The 21,689-nt window shown below is 45.5% G+C and carries 19 protein-coding genes and 1 pseudogene; 15 read left to right on the top strand and 5 right to left on the bottom strand.

Annotated elements, in window-relative coordinates; genetic code table 11:
* Positions 1 to 97: 97 nt before the first annotated feature.
* From L5M40_RS08475 to dinB, 12 genes and pseudogenes are all read left to right on the top strand, one after another.
* Positions 98 to 2,152 (top strand): TonB-dependent receptor, encoded by a 2,055-nt coding sequence (locus tag L5M40_RS08475; RefSeq protein ID WP_263175743.1) that lies wholly within the window; start codon positions 98 to 100, stop codon positions 2,150 to 2,152.
* Between the two features lie 401 nt (positions 2,153 to 2,553).
* Positions 2,554 to 3,888 carry a Na(+)-translocating NADH-quinone reductase subunit A gene (locus tag L5M40_RS08470; protein ID WP_028761568.1) on the top strand — a complete coding sequence of 445 codons (1,335 nt, stop codon included), beginning with the start codon at positions 2,554 to 2,556 and terminating at the stop codon, positions 3,886 to 3,888.
* Positions 3,888 to 5,087: an NADH:ubiquinone reductase (Na(+)-transporting) subunit B gene (locus L5M40_RS08465; RefSeq protein ID WP_105250021.1), complete on the top strand. Its 1,200-nt coding sequence runs from the start codon at positions 3,888 to 3,890 to the stop codon at positions 5,085 to 5,087. The genes L5M40_RS08470 and L5M40_RS08465 overlap by 1 nt, the downstream gene beginning before the upstream one ends.
* Complete coding sequence (locus tag L5M40_RS08460) at positions 5,080 to 5,868, top strand: Na(+)-translocating NADH-quinone reductase subunit C (protein ID WP_028761566.1); 789 nt, start codon at positions 5,080 to 5,082, stop codon at positions 5,866 to 5,868. Before L5M40_RS08465 ends, L5M40_RS08460 begins: the two co-directional genes overlap by 8 nt.
* The gene (locus tag L5M40_RS08455) at positions 5,868 to 6,500 is read left to right on the top strand and encodes an NADH:ubiquinone reductase (Na(+)-transporting) subunit D (protein WP_006080467.1); all 633 of its coding nucleotides are present in this window, start codon (positions 5,868 to 5,870) and stop codon (positions 6,498 to 6,500) included. The genes L5M40_RS08460 and L5M40_RS08455 overlap by 1 nt, the downstream gene beginning before the upstream one ends.
* A 5-nt stretch (positions 6,501 to 6,505) precedes the next feature.
* Complete coding sequence (gene nqrE / locus L5M40_RS08450) at positions 6,506 to 7,114, top strand: NADH:ubiquinone reductase (Na(+)-transporting) subunit E (protein WP_006080469.1); 609 nt, start codon at positions 6,506 to 6,508, stop codon at positions 7,112 to 7,114.
* 46 nt (positions 7,115 to 7,160) lie between these two features.
* On the top strand, positions 7,161 to 8,417 hold the full coding sequence (gene nqrF / locus L5M40_RS08445; RefSeq protein WP_028761565.1) for an NADH:ubiquinone reductase (Na(+)-transporting) subunit F: 1,257 nt from the start codon (positions 7,161 to 7,163) through the stop codon (positions 8,415 to 8,417).
* A gap of 98 nt (positions 8,418 to 8,515) precedes the next feature.
* Positions 8,516 to 9,562 carry an FAD:protein FMN transferase gene (locus L5M40_RS08440; protein ID WP_105250020.1) on the top strand — a complete coding sequence of 349 codons (1,047 nt, stop codon included), beginning with the start codon at positions 8,516 to 8,518 and terminating at the stop codon, positions 9,560 to 9,562.
* Between the two features lie 15 nt (positions 9,563 to 9,577).
* Positions 9,578 to 9,802: a (Na+)-NQR maturation NqrM gene (gene nqrM / locus L5M40_RS08435; RefSeq protein ID WP_105250019.1), complete on the top strand. Its 225-nt coding sequence runs from the start codon at positions 9,578 to 9,580 to the stop codon at positions 9,800 to 9,802.
* Between the two features lie 253 nt (positions 9,803 to 10,055).
* Entirely contained in the window at positions 10,056 to 10,529 is a 474-nt protein-coding gene (gene bfr, locus L5M40_RS08430) for a bacterioferritin (protein ID WP_006080475.1), read from the top strand.
* Between the two features lie 9 nt (positions 10,530 to 10,538).
* Positions 10,539 to 10,998, top strand: a pseudogene (gene bfr, locus L5M40_RS08425) (bacterioferritin).
* A 202-nt stretch (positions 10,999 to 11,200) separates the two neighbouring features.
* Complete coding sequence (gene dinB, locus L5M40_RS08420) at positions 11,201 to 12,277, top strand: DNA polymerase IV (RefSeq protein WP_263175742.1); 1,077 nt, start codon at positions 11,201 to 11,203, stop codon at positions 12,275 to 12,277.
* Between the two features lie 28 nt (positions 12,278 to 12,305).
* Here the strand turns inward: dinB and L5M40_RS08415 are convergent, their stop codons facing one another.
* Positions 12,306 to 13,205, bottom strand: coding sequence for a LysR family transcriptional regulator (locus L5M40_RS08415; protein ID WP_263164234.1), 900 nt, complete (start codon positions 13,203 to 13,205; stop codon positions 12,306 to 12,308).
* A gap of 92 nt (positions 13,206 to 13,297) precedes the next feature.
* Here L5M40_RS08415 and L5M40_RS08410 point away from each other — a divergent pair, with 92 nt between their 5' ends.
* Positions 13,298 to 14,230 (top strand): DMT family transporter, encoded by a 933-nt coding sequence (locus L5M40_RS08410; RefSeq protein WP_263175741.1) that lies wholly within the window; start codon positions 13,298 to 13,300, stop codon positions 14,228 to 14,230.
* Between the two features lie 153 nt (positions 14,231 to 14,383).
* Here the strand turns inward: L5M40_RS08410 and L5M40_RS08405 are convergent, their stop codons facing one another.
* The 3 genes from L5M40_RS08405 to L5M40_RS08395 form a co-directional block, all read right to left on the bottom strand.
* The gene (locus L5M40_RS08405) at positions 14,384 to 16,030 is read right to left on the bottom strand and encodes a methyl-accepting chemotaxis protein (RefSeq protein ID WP_173246426.1); all 1,647 of its coding nucleotides are present in this window, start codon (positions 16,028 to 16,030) and stop codon (positions 14,384 to 14,386) included.
* 93 nt (positions 16,031 to 16,123) lie between these two features.
* Complete coding sequence (locus L5M40_RS08400) at positions 16,124 to 16,678, bottom strand: cache domain-containing protein (RefSeq protein WP_106651425.1); 555 nt, start codon at positions 16,676 to 16,678, stop codon at positions 16,124 to 16,126.
* Positions 16,679 to 16,922: 244 nt separating this feature from the next.
* Positions 16,923 to 18,383 carry an aminoacyl-histidine dipeptidase gene (locus tag L5M40_RS08395; protein ID WP_028761557.1) on the bottom strand — a complete coding sequence of 487 codons (1,461 nt, stop codon included), beginning with the start codon at positions 18,381 to 18,383 and terminating at the stop codon, positions 16,923 to 16,925.
* A 219-nt stretch (positions 18,384 to 18,602) separates the two neighbouring features.
* Here L5M40_RS08395 and L5M40_RS08390 point away from each other — a divergent pair, with 219 nt between their 5' ends.
* On the top strand, positions 18,603 to 20,141 hold the full coding sequence (locus L5M40_RS08390; protein WP_173496937.1) for a leucyl aminopeptidase family protein: 1,539 nt from the start codon (positions 18,603 to 18,605) through the stop codon (positions 20,139 to 20,141).
* 743 nt (positions 20,142 to 20,884) lie between these two features.
* Positions 20,885 to 21,274: a hypothetical protein gene (locus tag L5M40_RS08385; RefSeq protein WP_251071146.1), complete on the top strand. Its 390-nt coding sequence runs from the start codon at positions 20,885 to 20,887 to the stop codon at positions 21,272 to 21,274.
* A 46-nt stretch (positions 21,275 to 21,320) separates the two neighbouring features.
* On the opposite strand, the gene L5M40_RS08380 is transcribed toward L5M40_RS08385, so the two are convergent.
* Positions 21,321 to 21,665, bottom strand: a complete 345-nt coding sequence (locus L5M40_RS08380) for a DUF2956 domain-containing protein (RefSeq protein WP_173246420.1) — start codon at positions 21,663 to 21,665, stop codon at positions 21,321 to 21,323.
* Positions 21,666 to 21,689: the final 24 nt, after the last annotated feature.

Raw genomic sequence — 21,689 nt, 5'->3', positions numbered from 1 at the left:
AAGCGACGAGAGTCGCTTTTTTTTTCATTCAAATTCAGCTATTTTACAAGTTAATAACAAAAACACCGTACGCTAACAAAGTTTTTGGGAGCTTGGTATGCCTAGTCGTTACTTCACTGTATCACTTTGTGCAATTTCTGTATCTCTTGCCTGTTCTAGCACAACGTTCGCCGATGATCTTCACAGTCAAATGCTTGAATTGAACAAGCTCAATGACACATTTCATTCAACGTCTAATAGTTTAGCGTTAGGTCAATTGACGGCTTTGACGGTTTTGCCTGCGGATCTGAGTGGAAATCCCGCGAGCATCAGTATGCGCAGCGCGACTCAAGGTATTGCAGTATTACAAGATAGAGTGTATTTCTCTCCTGCGCCGTATTCGGCACCGCAATTACAACTCTTACCTAATCTGCTACAACAACAGAGTGTTACTGCCACCCCGATGGCAAATATGGCTGTCGGTGGGCAAGGTGCGTTTGGGGTGGTGAGTTATCAAACCTTACCTGTTGCTGAGCAGACCGAGAATAGTAAGGCGACTCTCGAGGGCAATACCGATTCAGAATACAGTGTCGATATGAATTGGGGGGTGAAGCAAAAAGAGTATGGCATGATACTCGCGGTTAATTATGCAGATAATAGCGGCGCCGATCACTTGCTCAATGGTCAAGACACAGACCATCAAACGACAGACATCTTATTTAAAATCAACGCCGCGAGTTTACTCGGCGCCAGAAGTCCACAGGTGACTGAGTTTACTTACCAGTTCCTCGATGATGATAGTTATCGCTCTCAGCTTGGGTTAACACAGGCCGATTGGCAACAAGATCCTATGAGTTTGTATTCGGCCACTGCGGCGGATAAACATCAGGGGCGACATCATAAGTACCAACTGTCTCACCAAGTTACGCTCAATGGTGGGCATAAGGTCACCACAGACTTTTACTACCAGTCTTATTCGCAGCAATTAAACCAACTCAATCAATTTGATGCGCAGATGCTCGATGCCCAGAGTCTTGCTGCGTTGGCCGCATTTGAACGTCAGCCGACAGTCGATGGCGTCTCACTGGCTTCTTTACAACAAGACAATGATTTCAGCTCCTTTGGGGCACAAACTGAATCAGTGAATCAGTATGGTGCCCATCAAATTATCTATAGCGCCCGTTATCATACGGATAAAGCCGAGATGCGCCTTGGCGATCAACAGAGTCTATGGCAGCAGGACTTGAGTTTAGTGAGTGATGCACAAAATGCATTATTGGCCTATACCGACGATGCAACAGCATTTACTTCGGCAATCGATTCTTTGTTTAATTGGGACGAATTACAGATAAAGCTCGCGCTTGCCTATGAACAAGTGAGCGTCAATCGCAAGGTCGATTTAGCTTATGTAGGACTGGATGCGGCTGATTTCTCCGACAGCGATTGGATGCCACAACTCGGTGTTTTATATGATGCTGGAGATTGGCGCTTTAGTACGGATATTCGCCGCTCATGGACCGCCGCAAGTGCGGGGAATCTTGAGAAAGAGGCGCAAGTATCATTGCAATATCAAGTCAGTGCCCAATATGCCAGTGAGCGTTTTACTGGAGGCATCAAAACTTATGTCCAAGATTTTGATAATCTTCATGTGAATTGTGATGGGTATACGCAATGTGCCGACAGTCGTTTGTGGGTTCAAGGCAATGTCGTGGATGTGCTGACCAAAGGAGTTGAGCTGAATCTTGGCTACCAGTGGGATATCGGTAGTGTACAGTTACCATTAGTCTTAAATTATCAATATTCGAATTCGGAATATCAAACCAATAGCTGTAACGAAATCCAAGGTTGCGTTGTGGCTGGTGATAGAGTGGCTTGGTTACCTGAGCAGCAATTGCATTTTAGTGCTGGAATGAAATATGCCGAATATGAATTGAATGCAAATGTCTTTTATCAATCCGAGCGGGAAATGGGCCAATTTGGCGCTGAATTACAGCCTATCGCAGTACAATGGCGGGTAGATTTAGCGGCGAATTATCATTTTGATCGCCAACATGAGATTTATTTCAGGGTAGAAAATCTCTTAGATGAGTCATTAGTTACGACAGCATCAAATAGCGGAATTCGATCGGAAAATGGACGTATTAGCTATTTAGGTTATCAATGGCGCTTTTAAATTGAGTTTTATTTTGTTTGAATTTAAATCAATTGAAACAAATAAGATCGATTTCGGCTGCGTTTAGTGGACGTTTCGACTTTTTGCTAAATTAAATCTTTAATTATTAATGCTATAGTACCCAGTGGCCGTAATATTCTCTCTTTCTGATCAGTCACTAGGTCGGAAGGTGAACGCCGTAGCGCATAATTCTTTTCAATCCGTATTTTAGGTTTGAAATCACCTATAATTTTCGTGGCGATGCCAAGTCAATTGGGGTAAAATGCGCGCGACCAGCGTGATTGCGATCGCATTTCTGTGATAAATCTGCGCTAGCTCAATGCAGTAGGTTTTGTTTAAAACCTAAGTATTTAGCAGGAACGCGGCGCATTGTCTTTCCTTCAAACGTAGTGCTTGTGGATATGATTACAATTAAGAAAGGATTGGAACTGCCTATAGCAGGCGGACCAGAGCAAGTTATCCATAATGGCCCAGCCATTAAACATGTAGCTACTTTGGGTGAAGAGTATATTGGCTTACGTCCAACGATGAAGATCAAAGTGGGCGATAAAGTACAAAAAGGCCAAGTTCTTTTTGAAGATAAGAAGAATTTAGGCGTTAAATATACGGCTTTAGCCAGTGGTACTATATTAGACATTAACCGGGGCGCCCAGCGTGTTCTGCAGTCTGTTGTCATTGAAGTGGAAGGAAACGACAGCGTTGCCTTTGCTAAATATGATGCCACTGCACTTGATACGCTCGACTCGCAGTTAGTCCGTGACAATCTGATTGAATCAGGTTTATGGACTGCTTTGCGTACTCGTCCTTTTAGCAAAGTTCCTGCTGTAGACTCTTCTGCTGCTGGTATTTTTGTAACCGCAATAGATACTCAACCTCTTGCCGCTGATCCCGTTGTGGTGATCCGTGAGCATAAAGAAGATTTTGCTAATGGTCTTAAGGTCTTAGCAAGACTTACTGACGGTAAAGTTTACCTTTGTAAAGCGCCTGGCGCTGATATTCCTGCCGCAAACGCCCAAGTTGAAGAATTTGCCGGTGTGCACCCTGCAGGATTAGTCGGTACTCACATTCACTTCTTATTGTCTGCCTCTGCAAAACGTACCGTTTGGCATATTGGTTACCAAGATGTAATAGCAATTGGTCAGCTATTTACGACGGGTGAACTCAATACCGAACGTGTTATTGCGATCGCAGGCCCTAAAGCGGCTAAGCCAAGACTCGTACGCACTGTTGTGGGCGCGAGCATGACTGAATTAACCGCAGGTGAAGCCTTAGATGGCAATGTTCGTCTGATTTCAGGCTCTGTTCTGAATGGTCGTACAGCCGTTGGCCCACAAGGGTATTTAGGTCGTTACCATGTTCAAGTAAGTCTGTTAGAAGAAGGTACAGAGAAAGAATTTTTAGGCTGGGTATTACCAGGCTCAGACAAATATTCTATCACTCGTGCATTCTTAGGACATCTTGCTCCTTCTCGTCTGTTCAGCATGACGACCAGTACAGGTGGTTCAGACCGCGCTATGGTGCCAATTGGTAACTATGAGCGTGTAATGCCATTGGACATTCTTCCTACTATGTTGTTGCGTGACTTGATTTCAGGTGACTTTGACGGTGCTGCTACGTTAGGCGCGTTAGAGTTAGATGAAGAAGATCTCGCACTGTGTACGTTCGTATGTCCAGGCAAGTATGACTACGGTTCATATCTGCGTGACTGTCTAGATACGATCGAGAGGGAAGGCTAATGAGCTTGAAAGATTTTTTCGAACGTATTGAACCCGACTTTGAAAAAGGCGGTAAATACGAAAAGTTTTATGCCCTATTCGAAGCGGCATACACGATTTTTTATACCCCAGGTAAAGTGAACAAGGGCAAAACCCACGTTCGCGATAACCTCGACCTAAAACGTATGATGATTACGGTTTGGGCTTGTGCTTTCCCTGCGATGTTCGTGGGTATGTACAACGTAGGTTTACAAGCTCAATTAGCTTTAGTTGCTGGTTTTGCTACCCCTGACGTATGGCAAGTGAGTTTGTTCAGCATGTTCGGTACCGAACTGACGGCAAACTCTGGCTGGCCTGCGCTGATGTGGTATGGCGCCTGTTTCTTCCTACCTATCTACGCGGTGACCTTTGCCGTCGGTGGTATCTGGGAAGTGCTGTTTGCCTCTATCCGTGGTCATGAAGTCAACGAAGGTTTCTTCGTTACCTCTATCCTGTTCGCTTTAACGCTGCCAGCAACTATCCCATTATGGATGGTGGCGCTGGGTATCACCTTCGGTGTGGTCGTGGCGAAAGAAGTGTTCGGTGGTACAGGGCGTAACTTCTTAAACCCAGCACTAGCGGGTCGTGCCTTCTTGTTCTTCGCTTATCCGTTGAACATGTCAGGTGATACCTCATGGGTTGTGGCTGACGGTTACTCAGGTGCAACTGCACTGAGCCAAGCGGCGTCTGGCACTTTAGATTACGCAATTAACCAAAACTGGTGGGATGCGTTCTTCGGTTTCATTCCAGGTTCAGTGGGTGAAGTGTCTACATTAGCGATTCTGTTAGGTGGTTTGGTCATCATCTACACGCGTATCGCTTCATGGCGCATCGTTGGCGGTGTAATGGTGGGCATGATTGCCATTTCTACGCTGCTTAACGTTGTCGGTAGCGACACTAATCCAATGTTTGCAATGCCTTGGTACTGGCACTTAGTGTTAGGTGGTTTTGCGTTTGGCATGATGTTTATGGCGACAGACCCAGTGTCAGCGTCATTTACTAACCAAGCTAAATGGGCATACGGTATCTTGATCGGTGCAATGGCTGTGTTTATCCGCGTGATTAACCCTGCATTCCCTGAAGGCATGATGTTGGCAATTTTGTTTGCTAACTTGTTCGCGCCATTGTTCGACCACTTCGTGGTTCAGGCAAATATCAAGCGGAGGATTGCCCGTGGCTAGTAATAAAGATTCGTTCGGCAGAACCTTATTTATCGTCGTTGGCCTGTGTCTAATTTGTGCGATATTTGTGTCTACTGCAGCAGTGTTACTGAGACCGACTCAAGCAGAAAATAAACTGCTTGATAAGCAAAAGTACATTCTGGAAGCCGCTGGTCTTATCGATACTAAAGCTGGCAAAGTGACCAAAGCGCAAATTCTGGATACATACGGCAAACACATCGAAGCTAAACTGGTCGATTTAAAAACGGGTGCTTGGGTTGAGGGTGTTGATGCTGACACTTATGATCAACGTAAAGCGTCTCGTGATGTGAAAACCTCATTTGTACCTGAGAATGACATCGCTTCAGTGAAACGTGTTGCTGATAAGGCTGTGGTTTACCTCGTTCGTGACGGCCAAGGTAAATTAACCAGTGTCATTCTGCCAATCCATGGTTATGGCCTATGGTCTACTATGTATGCCTTCCTTGCTATGGATGCTGATCTAAACACAGTGCAAAGCTTAGTCTACTACGAGCACGGCGAAACGCCGGGCTTAGGTGGCGAAGTGCAAAATGCTCAGTGGAAAGCGAAATGGCATGGCAAAAAGTTATTTGATGAGCAAGGTAAACTCGCTATCAGCGTAACGAAAAACCCAACTGTTGCTAGCACTGAGTACGGTGTAGATGCATTATCTGGCGCAACCTTAACGAGTAACGGTGTACAACATTCACTGACATTCTGGTTGGGTAAAGAAGGTTTTGCGAGTTTCATTGAAAAAGCACGCAATGGAGGTCTCAACTAATGTCTGACGCTAAAGAACTGAAACAGGTTCTGACCGGACCTATAGTCAACAACAACCCGATTGCTTTACAAGTACTTGGTGTATGTAGTGCATTAGCGGTAACGAGCAAGCTCGAAACTGCACTGGTAATGGCGTTGGCGTTAACTGCGGTAACTGCGTTCTCGAACCTGTTTATCTCAATGATCCGTAATCATATTCCAAGCAGTGTGCGTATTATCGTACAGATGACCATTATTGCCTCTTTGGTAATCGTGGTTGACCAATTGCTGCAGGCTTATGCTTATCAGATCTCTAAGCAGCTGTCGGTATTCGTCGGTCTGATTATTACGAACTGTATCGTAATGGGTCGTGCCGAAGCTTACGCGATGAAAACACCGCCAATGATGAGCTTTATGGATGGTATCGGTAACGGTTTAGGTTACGGTGCGATTCTGTTAGCTGTTGGCTTCGTACGTGAACTGTTTGGTAACGGTTCTCTGTTCGGTGTTGAAATCCTGCACAAGATCTCTGATGGCGGCTGGTACCAACCAAACGGTCTGCTACTACTGCCTCCGAGTGCGTTCTTCCTGATCGGTGTTTTGATTTGGATTATTCGTACCTATAAGCCAGAGCAAGTTGAAGCAAAAGGGTAAGTGCGATGGAACATTATATTAGCCTGTTAATTCGCTCTGTTTTCATTGAAAACATGGCACTGGCCTTCTTCCTTGGTATGTGTACTTTCTTGGCTGTGTCTAAGAAAGTCACTACAGCCATGGGCCTAGGGATTGCGGTAGTTGTAGTGTTAACTATCTCTGTCCCAGCAAACCAAGTTATCTATCAAGGGCTGCTAGCTCCTGGTGCACTTGCTTGGGCTGGCGCACCTGAAGCTGACTTAAGCTTCTTGAAATTCATTACCTTTATCGGTGTGATTGCGGCTTTGGTTCAAATTCTGGAAATGGCACTGGACAAGTACTTTCCACCTTTGTACAACGCATTAGGTATTTTCTTACCTTTGATCACAGTGAACTGCGCGATTTTCGGTGCGGTATCATTCATGGTTGAGCGTGACTACAAGCTAGGCGAGAGTGTGGTGTTTGGTTTCGGCTCAGGAGTGGGTTGGGCATTAGCTATCGTATTGATGGCCGGTATCCGTGAGAAGCTGAAGTATGCCGACGTGCCTAACGGCCTACGTGGTTTAGGGATTACCTTTATCACCGCTGGTTTGATGGCCTTAGGTTTCATGTCGTTTTCAGGTGTGTCTCTGTAAGAGACACATAACGGCTTCTTGAATTGGACCTTCTAAGGATAAGTTAATGGATATTCTTGGTATTTTTAAATCTACTCCGCTCGAGGTTTACCTCGGTGTGAGTATGTTTACTGCTATCGTCCTCATCTTAGTATTAGTGATTTTATTCGCTAAGTCTAAGTTAGTGGCTAGTGGTGACATCACGATCGGCATTAATGACGATCCTGAAAAAGCGATTACAACCGGTGCGGGCGGTAAGTTGTTAGGCGTTTTGGCTAACAGCGGTATCTTCGTATCAAGTGCGTGTGGTGGCGGTGGCTCATGTGGCCAATGTCGCGTGGTGATTAAGTCTGGCGGCGGCGATATTCTGCCAACGGAACTTGACCACATCAGCAAAGGTGATGCCCGTAAAGGTTGTCGTCTTTCTTGTCAGGTTAACGTTAAGAACGATATGGAAATCGAGCTTGACGAAGAAATCTTTGGTATCAAGAAATGGGAATGTGAAGTTATCTCTAACGATAACAAAGCCACTTTCATTAAAGAACTGAAGCTGCAAATTCCTGATGGCGAGTCTGTACCATTCCGTGCTGGCGGTTATATTCAAATCGAAGCACCAGCTCATCATATTAAATATGCAGATTTTGATGTACCTGCACAATACCGTGGCGACTGGGAACACTTCGGTTTCTTCAATCTTGAATCTAAGGTTGATGAAGAAACTATCCGTGCATACTCAATGGCTAACTACCCAGAAGAGTTCGGCATTATTATGCTGAACGTGCGTATTGCTACGCCTCCACCACGTAACTTGACACTGCCTTGCGGTAAGATGTCATCTTACATTTGGAGCTTAAAAGCTGGCGATAAAGTGACAATTTCTGGCCCATTCGGTGAATTCTTCGCGAAAGATACCGATGCAGAAATGGTGTTTATCGGCGGTGGTGCGGGTATGGCGCCAATGCGTTCACATATCTTCGACCAACTGAAGCGTCTTCAGTCTAAACGTAAGATGAGCTTCTGGTACGGTGCACGTTCTAAGCGTGAAATGTTCTACGTAGAAGATTTCGACGGCCTAGCGGCTGAGAATGATAACTTCGTATGGCATGTGGCACTTTCAGATCCTCAACCAGAGGATAACTGGGATGGTTACACAGGTTTTATTCATAACGTATTGTATGAAAACTATCTGAAAAACCATGATGCTCCAGAAGATTGTGAGTTCTACATGTGTGGACCTCCAATGATGAACGCTGCCGTCATTGGTATGTTGAAAAATCTTGGTGTCGAAGACGAAAACATCCTGTTGGATGACTTCGGCGGCTAATGTTCATTAGTCCTAGATAGAAAAGTTGCAGATGTTGAGGTTAACCTTTCATCTGCAACTTTTGCATTTAAGGGCCCAAATAAGAGTAGTAGGTCACTATGTTTCAGACCTTAAAGATCAATACCTCAGCGTTAAAGTATTCATTTAACTGGCTAGTCCTCGTGGGACTGGCCTTTTTTGTTTCAGCCTGTTCTAAGCAAAACGAAGTCATTTCGTTGGCCGGTAGCACTATGGGCACGACTTATCACATTAAAGTCGTCCCGAATGAGCAGATGCCAACGGCGCAGTTACTTCAAGCGGAAATTGATTTAGCCCTTGAGCTAGTCAATGACCAGATGTCGACCTATCGGCCTAATTCAGAATTATCCCGTTTCAACCAATTGCCATTGGAGCAAAGCGTTGAAGTCTCACCGGATACCATAAAAGTGGTGCAAGAGGGAATACGTTTATATCAAGTGACGGATAAGGCACTTGATATTACCTTAGGTCCTTTAGTTAATCTGTGGGGTTTTGGACCTGATAAGCGTCCAACGAAAGTTCCGACACAGGCTGATATTGATGCGGCTAAAGCCAAAACAGGGATTAGTGAACTTTCCATTGAAGGCAATCGTCTAAGTAAGCACAACACCCATTTATATGTAGATTTATCATCAATCGCGAAGGGATTTGGGGTTGATAAGATCGCTTCTATTCTTGATAAATACCATGCGACTGGGTATTTAGTTGAAATTGGTGGCGAACTGAGTATCAAAGGTGCCAAAGGTGATGGAAGCTCTTGGCGTGTTGCTATAGAGCAACCGACCAATGATGGCTCTGAAGCCGTACAGCAGGTTATTGCACCTGGTACTATGGCGATGGCGACTTCTGGTGACTATCGTAATTATTATGAAGAAGACGGCCAACGTTTTACGCATATAATCGATCCGCGTACTGGTTTGCCGATAAATCATAAGTTAGCATCCGTGACGGTATTGCATCAAAATTGTATGACGGCCGACGGTTTTGCGACGGCCATGATGGTTTTGGGCACAGAAGCATCATTGGAGCTTGCCAAGAAGGAACACTTGGCGATAATGCTAATCGAAAAGCAAGGCGACGGATTTAAGGTCTATTACAGCGACGCCTTCAAGCCTTTCCTTATTTAGTTTTTGGAGTAAACCATGACCTCTTTTATTGCGGCATTTGTGATCTTGTTAGTCTTCTTTTTGCTCATGTCGATTGGTTATCTCATCAAGCGCAAAGCCGTTGAAGGAAGTTGTGGCGGTTTAGGTGTTCTAGGGATTGAGAAAGCGTGTGATTGTGATGACCCTTGTGACAAACGTAAACGTCGTATGGCCGCTGAAGAAGCGCGTCGTGAAAAGTTAACGAAAGACCGCATTATCTAAATAGTCTTGATTCGATCATAGCCTCCGATTTAGGGGGCTATTTTTTTGCCTCGTATTTTCTTACACGGGTTAATCATTTGAGATTTATCCTTGGGATTAGAGTGGGATAGCAAGTTAATCTAAGCAGGAATGAGAATGCTTTTCATCATTAAGTGAGTGAAATATAAAGATAATTTGAGTTGGTCGATAAATTGTACTAGGCTAGAAGCTTGATTTAGATCAATCTTTTCACGCTTACCAAGGATAGTAACTTATGAAAGGTCATCCTAAAGTGGTTGGGCAACTGAATCGGGTGCTTACCTGTGAGTTGACCGCCATCAATCAATATTTCCTCCATGCCCGCATGTTTAAACATTGGGGCTTAGAGAAGTTAAACCACGTCGAATACAAAAAATCCATCCAAGATATGAAGCACGCCGATAAGCTCATCGAGCGAGTGCTGTTTTTGGAAGGTCTGCCTAATCTGCAACAACTCGAAAAACTTCGCATTGGTGAACATAGCCAAGAGATGCTCGATTGCGATCTGGCCATGGTGCAAGAGCAGCTTACATTGCTGCGTGATGCGATCAGCTTGTGTGAAGCTGAACAGGACTATGTGAGCCGCGATCTGCTGGAAGATATTCTCGAAGACGAAGAAGAGCACTTAGATTGGCTTGAGTCGCAGCAAGAGCTCATTACGCTAACCGGTATTCAAAATTATCTACAATCGCAAATTAGCGACCAATAGGAGCAAGATATGAAAGGCGATAAAGACGTCATCGATGCGTTAAATCGACTCCTAACGGGAGAACTCTCGGCAATGGATCAGTATTTTGTCCATGCCCATATGTATGAAGATTGGGGCCTGAATGAACTCTATGAGCGTATCGCCCATGAGTCAGATGATGAGAAAGCCCATGCAGCCAAATTAGTGCAGCGCATTTTATTCCTCGAAGGTACACCCAATCCGTGAGGCATTGAACATAGGTAAAGATGTAGAAGAGATGCTACGTAATGATCTTGCCTATGAATACAAGGTCGCGGACGATTTGCGCAAAGTGATTGCACTGTGTGAGCAGAAGCAAGATTACCAGACCCGCGAAATCCTCGAAGTATTACTCGACGATACAGAGTCTGACCATATGTATTGGCTCGAAAAACAACTTGGGCTTATTGACCGTGTTGGATTGCAAAACTACCTGCAAACTAAGATGTGAGCCTTAGATTGTTAGGTTGAGTAAATACCTAGGCCACTGAGTGTAATGGCCTAGGAAACTCAGTTATTAAGCATGTCTGTTGTTCCTCACACTTGTCTTGTTCTCTTTTCCAGCGCTAGGCCACATCTTATTGGCCCAAATCTATCAGGAATACTTGATTACTGTTTTTATATACAGTATTTTGGCATTGGAGGAATTCAACGTGCGAAAAATTATTCATATCGATATGGACTGCTATTTTGCTGCAGTGGAAATGCGCGACTTTCCTGAGTACCGTGGCAAGCCTTTAGCCGTGGGGGGGAGTAGCGACCGTCGCGGTGTTATCAGTACTTGCAGTTACGAGGCACGTAAATTCGGTGTACGTTCAGCAATGGCAACGGCTTATGCCTTTAAGTTGTGCCCTGAGCTGATTTTAGTACCAGGCCGGATGCAGGTTTACAAAGAAGTGTCGCTACAAATTCGTGAAATATTTTCTCGCTATACCCAATTAATTGAGCCGCTTTCCTTAGATGAAGCTTATTTGGATGTGAGTGAGTGCCAGCAATATAAGGGCTCAGCGACCTTGATTGCCCAAGCGATTCGTCGCGATATCTTAGCCGAAACGGGTTTAACCGCATCGGCGGGTATCGCGCCAGTAAAATTTTTAGCTAAGATCGCCTCGGATCTGAACAAGCCAAACGGCCAATATATCATTACGCCAGAGACGCTTTCTGAGTTTGTTAAGACCTTATCGCTGCGTAAAATTCCCGGTGTTGGTAAAGTCACCGCAGAAAAGCTCTCTTCGCTCGGGCTCAATACCTGTGGTGATGTGCAAGCTTATTCTAAACCTGAGCTCTTAGCGCGATTCGGTAAGTTTGGTGGCGTGTTGATTGAGCGTTCCCAAGGCATAGATGAACGGGGTATTTCTGCCGACAGAGAGCGCAAATCAGTGGGTGTTGAAACCACGTTAGCAAAGGATATTTATAGCTTAGAGCAGTGCCAGCAGGTGATGCCGAGTTTGATCCAAGAACTGTCGTTGCGTTTAAGTCGCAGTGCTAAGGAACGCAAAATACATAAACAGGTGGTCAAACTTAAGTTTAACGATTTCAAGCAGACTACAATTGAGCACCGCAGCGATGAAGTCTCGATTGTAATGTTCTATGAGCTACTCGCACAGGCTATGGAAAGGCAAGAAGGCCGTGGCATTCGTCTATTGGGTATTTCGGTCGGCCTCGCCGATTCTACTCTTGTCGTCGCCACAAGCTTAAACGGCCAGACTCAGCTGGATTTAGCTCTCTAGTGGGTGGAGCACAATAGCCTATATTGGCTCAATAAGCCTCGGGTGGATTTGCCAGCATAAAATCAATTAACAGTCTGACCCGTAAGGGCAGGTTGTCCCGATCGCGATACATCAAGTAGGCGGTGCGCGGAATACCTTGCCACTCGGGCAGTATTTGAATGAGTTTGCCACTTCGTATCTGTTCACTCGCCATGCTGATGGGTATGAGTCCAATCCCAAGCCCCGCCACCACGGCCTGACAGGCAATCGCCATATCATCGACGGCTAGTTTGATATTCCCCCTTGGTTCAAACTCGACATTTTGCCCTGTGCTATTGTGCTGTAAACGCCACGTTTTTGTGGGCTTGGCGATGATAACCGGATGCTGATCCAGCGCTTCAATGGATTGCAGCGCATGCCACTGCGTTGCCGATGTGCTGGCGCAAAGTACAAAGCTAATTGTGGTAAGTGGCCTTGCAATCCAATCGGGATCTTTAGGTTCGCCCACTCGAAAGGCGATATCGATGGCGTTTTCACTGACATCGATATTCATGTTCGACAGACTTAAATCGATATCAATATTGGGATAATGCCGTTGGAAGGCGTTGAGTGATTCACCCAGCCAGCGATAGGTTGTATTGATGGGCGCCGAGATCCGCAATTTGCCAACCGCTTGATGTTTATCCGCATGCAACTCACCAGATACCTGGTTTAACTCGATAAATAGCGGGCCGCAGCGTTCGAGATACCGCTGACCTGTGGCGGTAAGGTTGACTCTATGGGCGTCTCTGTGCAGTAAACGCAGACCTAAGGATTGTTCTAACAGATTGATTCGACGGCTTAAGGTTGAAGGTGGAATGCCTAAGTGCTGCGCCGCGAGCTTAAAACTCCCTTGCTGTGCCACCACCCAAAATAAGCGCATATCGTCTAAGGAATAATTAAGTTTCATATTTGGAATTTAAGCTCTCAATCTTGTTGGTTTTAATAATATATGAAACTTATAAACTAAGCTCAATCCCAATTACCTCCCTAGAGGCCGATATGAAATCCCATACACCTTACATGACATTCGTTTGTCTACTGATTTGCGTTTTTAGCTGGGGCAGTGTGTTTCCGATTGCTAAGCGAGTGCTGGAGGAGATGTCAGGAGAGTCCCTCGTCTTCTGGCGTTTTACCATTGCGGCTGTGACTCTAGCGTTATATATCGTTTTTACTCGTCAGGCTTGGCCCAAATTGAGTTTGGTGCAATATATTGTCATAGCGTTAGTGGGTGTGATTGGTGTAGGCGGCTTAAATCTGGCGTTATTTAATGGCCTGCAGCATACCTCTGCTGCCAATGGTGCCTTGATTATGGCGCTCAGCCCGCTGGTGACTTCAATCGTCAATGCGCTATTACAGCGTGAATGGCTCAGCAGACAACAAGTGTTCAGCTTAGTGGGCGGTTTGGCGGGCGTACTGCTAGTGATCACCAACGGTAGTGTGCAGCAGTTGCTCAACTTTAGTTTTAACCAAGGTGATGTGATGATTGCCGCCGGCATGTTGGCGTGGAGTGGTTATACCATTTGTTCGCAACGGGTCGGCCATTGGTTGCCTGTGTTGCCATTTACCTTGCTGAGTATGATAGCTGCCAGTGTGTCTATGTCCGTGGTTGGGCTTGGCCGAGGTGAGTTTCACCCTTGGCTGGAGTTGATGGAAGTGTCGGCAACGGCTTTTTCTAGCGTGCTCTACATAGGTTTGTTCGCCACTGTGCTCGGTTATCTGTTTTGGATTAACGGCGTTAAAGCGCTTGGCCCCGCTAAGGCATCGATCTTTTTTAATCTCGTGCCCGTTTTTGCAGCATTAACGGCGTTAGCCATGGGGCAGGCGGTGACGGAAATTCAGTTGGTAGGGATGCTGATAGTGATCCTTGCGTTGATGTTACCTATGTTAGTCAACCTGCGCGCGGCAAGAGGCTTAGTGGTTAAGCGCTGCTAATCAGTGCTAGCTTTGCTGTTTAAATATAAGGGAGCACCTGAATTCAGATAATCACTGCGACAGGTTTATGCTCCCTTATTCGTTAGAGGGGACTTTTCAAACATCACTGATTTACAAAAGGTAACTTATATAAAAGCTTTCACCCTCAACAAATTACAGTTTAAAGCGGCTGACCAGCGCAGTGAGATTACTCGCCATTGACGAGAGTTGTACGCTTGCTGCGTAGATTTCATCAGTGGTTCGTAGACTCTCCTCCGACTGTTCGGCAATGTGTTGAATATTTTGATGACTCTCGTTGGCCATAGTGGTTTGCGCTTTAGCTGCTAGGGCGATTTGATTATTCATCTCACTAATTTGGCTGACCATTTCTGCAATATGCGCTAAGGCTTCACCGGCATTACTGGCGGCTTCTACGCTTGAGATAGCCTTTTCATTACCGATATTAATCGCCGCCACAGCGCTTTGAGTGCCATTTTGCACATTGGCGATCATTAATTTAATTTCTTCGGTGGATTGGTGAGTCTTAGAGGCAAGGGATCGCACTTCATCGGCAACCACTGCAAAGCCGCGTCCTTGTTCGCCCGCGCGCGCCGCTTCAATTGCAGCATTAAGGGCTAATAGATTCGTCTGTTCGGCAATGGCTTGAATCACCTCAAGCACGCGGCCAATATGTTGGCCTTCCTGTTCGAGTTTATTGATCTGCATTTCTGCCGTGCCTACATCTCCCGCAAGTTCACGAATCACATTGATGGTTTTTTTCACTCTTGCCTGACCGTCGGCGGTAAATACGTCGGCTTGTTTAGCGGCATCGGCGGCATGACTGGCACTGACTGATACTTCTTGTACTGAGGCGGCAATATGATCGCTGGCATCGGCGATTCTGTGGGTGGCAGCTTGTTGATCCATCAAGTTATGTTTTGCTGATGCGCTGGTTTTGGCTAGACCTTCGGCAGCGGTGTTGAGCTCTGATGTAGACTGTTTAAATTGCGAGATAATACCGTGTAAGTTATCGAGAAAATGATTGAATGCCTTGGCGAGATCACCAAGCTCGTCTTTAGAGGTTAAGTGGACTCGTTCGGTCAAATCGCCATCACCATCGGTAATGTCGTGGATTTTTGCGAGTAAAACCGCCAGCGGTTTGCTGATGAGTTTAGGCAGTGCAACGATAAAGAGTATGCAGATCAAGAGACTGATGGCTAAGGCAATTAACTGCATCTGTTGTCCATGATTGGCATCATCATCTACTTGGGCTATCGCTGCGGTAGTATTACTGTTTAAATCATTGATTAAATGATTAATGTTCTGGTGTAGTTGCTCGAATTGCGTTGCTGCTTGACCGAAACTAAGATCAATCGCCGTTGTTCTACCGTTACGGCCATTTTGGGTGCGTTGATTACTGATTTCTGTGGTTGTCGCTCGCCAAATATCGAAACTGTGATTCAATTCATTGAGCTTATCTTTAGCGAGGGGACTTGTGGTCACATCGGCAAACTTATCAATATGTTCTTTAACGAGAGAGATACTATTAGTGTGCTGCTTTAAAAGGTCGTTGTAAGAGTCTGTGCCCACGTTAACAAACATCAGGCTGCGCTCGGCCACTTGAGCTTGATAAAGCTCTTTATCGGCTTGTAGTAGTTCAGATTGGCTAGGTAAGTATTCAAGCGCGAGTGTATTCGCGCTGTGATTTAAGGCTTTGAGTCCTAAAATGCCAGTTGAAGAGGCGAAGATGACTACGCCAGCGAGTAGCAGACTTGGATAAGTCAGTTTCTGATTAACGGATAGATCTTTATACCATTCCATAGTCACGCCCTCCTTGATTGATACACTGAAAAGGTGAGAGCCGCAATAACCTCTGTGGTAAGAGTGCAGCCCATCACTGGCGTTCTCTGGTAATTAGAGTCCAAATTGATCTAGGTTGATCCCAATCGTGATAGCACCAATTGCAGCATCGCCATCCATCACTGGAATAGAAATTTGTACTAGATAGGCTTGGGAGCTCTCGTCAAATTTGACCGGACCTATGTGTTTATCACCTTTGCCATTGGCGAAGGATTTTTGCCATTTATCTTCATCACCCTGCCAATAATCTGAAGTTTTACTGATCATGGCGACGTTCGCGCCTTGATTGTCCATGAGGAAAATTTCTTGGTAGTAAGGTTTGCTGGCTTCGAAGGTCGTGAGATACTTGGCCGCTTCGTTGTTCATCAGGGATGACATAAAGTCATCAATACCTGCGGTGGCAATCCATTTTTCATCTAATGTTTTGATTGAATCTAAGCTTTTGCCTTGGGCGTTTTGCGCTTTAACGGCATTCACCAGTACCACTTCTCTGCCTAATGGCATCAGTGAATCGGCTAGGTCGATAACGGCTTTGGGGACTTCTTCGGCGAAACTGAGGTTACTGCTGAGCAGTAGTGCGGCGGCTGACAAGATTTTACCAAATTTCATGATCTCTATTCCTTAAGGTCACAGTATTGAAGGGGAAAGCGGTTATCTCTAAAAGCGCGATAAGCAAAAATACGTTAGGGTCAGACAGAACAACTATAGTAGAAAATTCAAGTTATTCAGTTCTTTCATAAAAATTTTATCGATGGCATTTCTACACAAATAGAATCCGCGGTAAAAAATAAGGCCACATCTGACTTGAGCAGATGTGGCCTTGAATTGAGTGAGCTTGGGTAAGGTTAGAACATTAAGCCTTGACTGGAATGCGCTCGAGTACGGCTAATAATAATGTCCAATATTGGCCGACTGTGGTGATGTTTACCATTTCGTCTGGACCGTGTGGATAGCGAATGGTGGGACCAATCGAGACCATGTCCATGTCTGGATAGGGTTTCTTGAATAGGCCGCACTCGAGACCCGCATGGATCACCATGATCACTGGCTCTTTGTGGTAAATGTCTTGATAGGTTTCGCGCACTATTGCCATTACAGGTGAGCTGTTATCTGGCTTCCAGCCTGGGTAAGCACCGCTTAAATCGATATCGGCTCCGGCTAAGTTGGTCAGCGCAGTTAACATGCCTTCGACTTGAGTACGGCCAGAATCGATCAGCGAGCGGATAAGGCACAGGATAGTGACTTCTTCATCGTTAGTGCTGATAACGCCAACGTTGAGCGAGGTTTCAGTCACACCTTCGACTTCATCACTCATGCGGATCACGCCGTTCGGGCACACATGCAGCAAATCGATCAGGGTATTTTGGCTGTTTTCGCTCATCACACGTTTTGGCGTTGGGATAGTGTTTAACACTAAACGCATATCGGGATCGGCAATGGCGAGTTCGGTGCGGATAAGCGCTTCAAACTCAGCGACTTTTTCGTTTAAGGCGCTGACGTTTTCTTCTGGCAACATAAAGCTGATGTTGGCTTCCCGTGGGATCGCATTACGCAGTGAACCGCCGCTAAATTGGGTCAACTCCAATGCTAAATCATCTGCGTTTTCAAAGAGGAAACGCGCTAATAGCTTGTTGGCATTACCACGACCTAAGTGAATATTCACCCCAGAGTGACCCCCTTTTAAGCCTGATAAGTGCAGGCTAAAGGCTGAGTAACTTTGCTCAGACGCTTGCCACACCATAGGCAGGGTGATTTGAGCATCGACACCACCGGCGCAGCCCATGTAGATTTCACCTTCTTGCTCTGAGTCGGTATTGATCAGAATGTCTGCGTCTAACATGCCAGCCTGTAAACCGAAGGCGCCTGTCATGCCCGCTTCTTCATCTATCGTCAGCAGCACTTCTAATGGGCCGTGCTTGATATCATCAGAGCCTAAAATGGCTAAAGCCGATGCCATGCCAATACCGTTATCTGAACCTAAGGTTGTACCCTTGGCTTTAACCCAATCGCCATCGACATAAGCTTCGATAGGATCTTTAGTAAAATCATGCACTTTATCGGCATTTTTTTGTGGCACCATATCGATATGGGCTTGAATAACCACGATTTTACGATCTTCCATACCCGGCGTCGCAGGTTTACGGATGATCAAGTTGCCAACGGCATCCTCAACGACGGCAAGTTGTTTGCTTTTAGCCCACGCTTGAATGTGCTGGCTTAATGCTTGCTCATGCTTAGATGGATGGGGAATCGCGCAAATTTGTTCGAACCATTGCCATAATGGCTGCGGGTATAACTGACTTAAGGCTGTCACTTGAGTGTCCCTCATAAGGTCTTGTGGGTATAGGGCAAATTTGCGGCCATTCTACCACATTCTGTGCAGCCAAATAATCTCAGCATCACAGGCTTTTGGTGAGCTGGCAGCCAAAGTTTCCAATTCGATTTTTTCTGGGAGTGTCGGTAGCACTTTTAGATTGGTAATTAAGCGATAGAGCGGGAATAATGCAGGCACAATAATGAAAAAGGATGGGTCATGTTTCAAGTTAACTTCGTTGATGTAAAAGCAGAAAATGCCATTTTTGATGGTGAAGGCTGGGATGCGGTTGTGGTGGTGACGCCCGATCTGGATTCTATCGGTTTTGATGAGATAGGTTTATTGGCTCAGCACGGTGCCCACGTGGATAAGCGCGTGGGTAAGAGCCCGACATTACTGTTTGCCCCAGGGCTTGCGGGAGGGCGTTTGATCATTGCCCCTGTCACCCAAGTGAATGACGAGTATGTGGACGTGCGAGTCTATGCCAATGCTGCAAGGGCGGCGATTGCCATTGCAAAAGACGCAGGCGCAAAACGTCCGTTGTTATATGTAGTGCCATCGAAGGACTCACGTTTTAGTTTTGCCTCTGAAGTTGCAGCATTAGCCTGCGGTCAAGAACTGTGGCAAACCTTAGAGCTGCGTGAAGCGACAGGCTTAACACCTGCATTTGAGGCCATAGGGTTATTATCTTCATCAACCCATAACAGCAATTTGCTCAATGCCTTAGAAGCGGGCCGCGTATTAGCGCGGGATTTGTGTGGTACTGAACCTGAGCGCATGTCGGCTAAAGCCTTTGCCGATTATTGTCTGCAATCCTTAGCGGGCAGCGTGATCAAAACCGCAGTGGTAGAAGACAGAGATATTTTAGAGCGTGATTATCCGCTACTCAGTGCTGTGGCGCGTTCTTCTTTTGCCGTCGGTCGTCATCAGCCTCGCGTGGTGAAACTAGAGTATCTGCCGGAGGGTCAAGTGACTCGCACTTTCCTGTTTGCGGGTAAGGGCGTGATTTACGATACCGGCGGCGCCGATCTGAAAGTCGGCGGCGCTATGGCGGGTATGAGTCGTGATAAAGGCGGCGCTTCTGCCGTGGCGGGTTTATTTAAAACTCTGTCAATGCTAAAGCCTAAAGGTATTCGAGTCATTGCCGAGTTAGGTTTAGTGCGTAACAGCATAGGCAGCGAAGCCTTCGTGACCGATGAAATTATTACGAGCCATGCGGGTGTGCGGGTACGAATTGGTAATACGGATGCTGAAGGGCGCTTAGTGCTGGCGGATTTACTGAGCCATTTACGTATCAAAGCCGTGTCGGCGGTGAAGCCTGAGATGTTTTCGGTAGCAACACTCACAGGTCATGTCGTACGTTGTTATGGCAGTTATCCTGCGGCGGTTGAAAACTCAGTGGCGAGTTCACAGCAATGCGCTGTCACTTTACAACAGCAGGCGACTCAATGGGGTGAACCCTTTGAAGTGTCTACATTACGCCCTGAAGACTTCGCTAAGATCCGCGATGTGTCAGGCGCTGCTGAAATATTATCTTCCAATAATGCACCATCATCGATTACCGCCCGTGGACATCAATATCCCGCGGCGTTTTTACTGAAAGCCTCTGGACTATTTGATCATGGGGTTAATGCCCCTATTCCCTTGGCTTACACACACTTAGATATTGCAGGAAGTGCAACAGAAGGTGATCCGCTCTACGGCAAACCCACAGCGAGTCCGCTGGTGGGCTTGTATCAATATCTGATCAATCGCTAACGATTTGTGGTAACAAATAGAAATAATTCTGTAATATCTTATTTATTAGATATTTACAGGGTTATTTCTGTTTTTCTGTGAAACAGATCGCCATTAACCTCACTATAATTGTGTAATTTAATTACATTAAAAAGCCTTAATCAAAAAAAATACAAATAAAGGTTGTAATAAAACTACAAATCCATATAATTACTTTCGTGGATTAGGCACTACGCCTTTCCTCTCTAGTCTATCCAGGATGGATATTTTTCTCCAAGGACCTGAGTGACAAGTCGTCTCAACGGATATGAGAATCTCTAGTTCCAAGGAACCGAGCCAAGCTTCACTAGAGTACTTAATCACAACTAATTTAGGAGTATTGACTATGTCTTATACAGGCAACAACCATATTTATTGGCAAAACACTTGGTTTAACACTGATGTTTTGCGTGGCGGTTTATTCGCCATGAGCTTTAAGGCCTAACCCTCCTTAAAGTTTTAGTTTCCATCATCCATCAACCTTTGTATCGCCTTTTTTGGCGTGTTTAGACTCAAGTAGCATATTGATGTTTTTGCATGGATATGCTAGGTTTTTCCCGCTAGCGCGGTAATGTACTTCCCCGAAAGGGACGCTTGAAATATGTCTTTGCCTGCTCATTGAGCAGGCTTTTTTTTGTCTTTTTTTCGCTTAAGTATTTAACGGTTTTGCCTGATGTAATGAGCGTAAACGGTTCGTGTTAGAAGTGATGTGGTATGGACAATAAATGGATATGGGGTTCAATATACAAGCTATCGGCCTATCGCTTGTGATACTTGTTACTCAGGGACTGTTTATGGACACTAAGTTGTTTTTTCAAAATGGTAAGTTAACACTGGATATCAACCCCAGTGAGATGCGAATGTCGCATTGGGTTTATGCGCCAGTGTTAATCAATACTGAAACGGCGGAAGTGCTTTTTGATTTATCAGGGAAGGGCTGGGATTTTCGGTCTGCAGAAGAAAGTGGTGATGACATCATTTTAAAGCTTGCCCGTTATCCTGATGCGAACAATGTATTTAGGCTCGTTCTGAATATATCAAAAGACCGAGCAAGCCTTAACGGTAATATTTTTTCAATTAATGATGTGTGTAAGGTATTAGAGGATATTGCCTAACAAGTGATATATGGATTTTTTAATTTTTATATATAAATCATAGCCTTTAATCTGCAAAGATATATGCGGCAAACCCTACCCAACTTAATAGTAAAAGCGTTATGGCAATCCAAGTCGCGGTGGTGAACTGACGTTGAGATTCGAATAATGCGTCTGAATCCTCTAGTTCATCAGTGTCATTAACTGTGCGAGATTTTGCTCTCAACTGTTGTTTACGTGCTTTATCCCGTTCGCGAGCTTTGGCTTTTTGCAGCTTTTTATATTCAGCTATGCCTTTTTCTATCCCTTGGGCAATGAGTTTAGTTTGCTCTTTGGTTTGGCCCGGCTTTTGGGTGGCTTTGGCTGCGACCAGTGCTTCTTGTTGAGTTTCTGTCGAGATAGTGGGTTTCATCTGGGCTCTGCCTAAATTAATGCG

This window comes from Shewanella sp. SM68 (assembly GCF_025653925.1).
Classification (GTDB): domain Bacteria; phylum Pseudomonadota; class Gammaproteobacteria; order Enterobacterales; family Shewanellaceae; genus Shewanella; species Shewanella oncorhynchi.
Note: the sequence above shows the minus strand (reverse complement) of the source record. Positions and strands in the feature narration are given on the sequence as shown.

Coding starts and splice junctions, on each gene's coding strand:
- L5M40_RS08475 (WP_263175743.1), top strand. CDS start 98: ATGCCTAGTCGTTACTTCACTGTATCACTTTGTGCAATTTCTGTATCT.
- L5M40_RS08470 (WP_028761568.1), top strand. CDS start 2,554: ATGATTACAATTAAGAAAGGATTGGAACTGCCTATAGCAGGCGGACCA.
- L5M40_RS08465 (WP_105250021.1), top strand. CDS start 3,888: ATGAGCTTGAAAGATTTTTTCGAACGTATTGAACCCGACTTTGAAAAA.
- L5M40_RS08455 (WP_006080467.1), top strand. CDS start 5,868: ATGTCTGACGCTAAAGAACTGAAACAGGTTCTGACCGGACCTATAGTC.
- nqrE (WP_006080469.1), top strand. CDS start 6,506: ATGGAACATTATATTAGCCTGTTAATTCGCTCTGTTTTCATTGAAAAC.
- nqrF (WP_028761565.1), top strand. CDS start 7,161: ATGGATATTCTTGGTATTTTTAAATCTACTCCGCTCGAGGTTTACCTC.
- L5M40_RS08440 (WP_105250020.1), top strand. CDS start 8,516: ATGTTTCAGACCTTAAAGATCAATACCTCAGCGTTAAAGTATTCATTT.
- nqrM (WP_105250019.1), top strand. CDS start 9,578: ATGACCTCTTTTATTGCGGCATTTGTGATCTTGTTAGTCTTCTTTTTG.
- bfr (WP_006080475.1), top strand. CDS start 10,056: ATGAAAGGTCATCCTAAAGTGGTTGGGCAACTGAATCGGGTGCTTACC.
- L5M40_RS08415 (WP_263164234.1), bottom strand. CDS start 13,205: ATGAAACTTAATTATTCCTTAGACGATATGCGCTTATTTTGGGTGGTG.
- L5M40_RS08410 (WP_263175741.1), top strand. CDS start 13,298: ATGAAATCCCATACACCTTACATGACATTCGTTTGTCTACTGATTTGC.
- L5M40_RS08405 (WP_173246426.1), bottom strand. CDS start 16,030: ATGGAATGGTATAAAGATCTATCCGTTAATCAGAAACTGACTTATCCA.
- L5M40_RS08400 (WP_106651425.1), bottom strand. CDS start 16,678: ATGAAATTTGGTAAAATCTTGTCAGCCGCCGCACTACTGCTCAGCAGT.
- L5M40_RS08390 (WP_173496937.1), top strand. CDS start 18,603: ATGTTTCAAGTTAACTTCGTTGATGTAAAAGCAGAAAATGCCATTTTT.
- L5M40_RS08385 (WP_251071146.1), top strand. CDS start 20,885: ATGGATATGGGGTTCAATATACAAGCTATCGGCCTATCGCTTGTGATA.
- L5M40_RS08380 (WP_173246420.1), bottom strand. CDS start 21,665: ATGAAACCCACTATCTCGACAGAAACTCAACAAGAAGCACTGGTCGCA.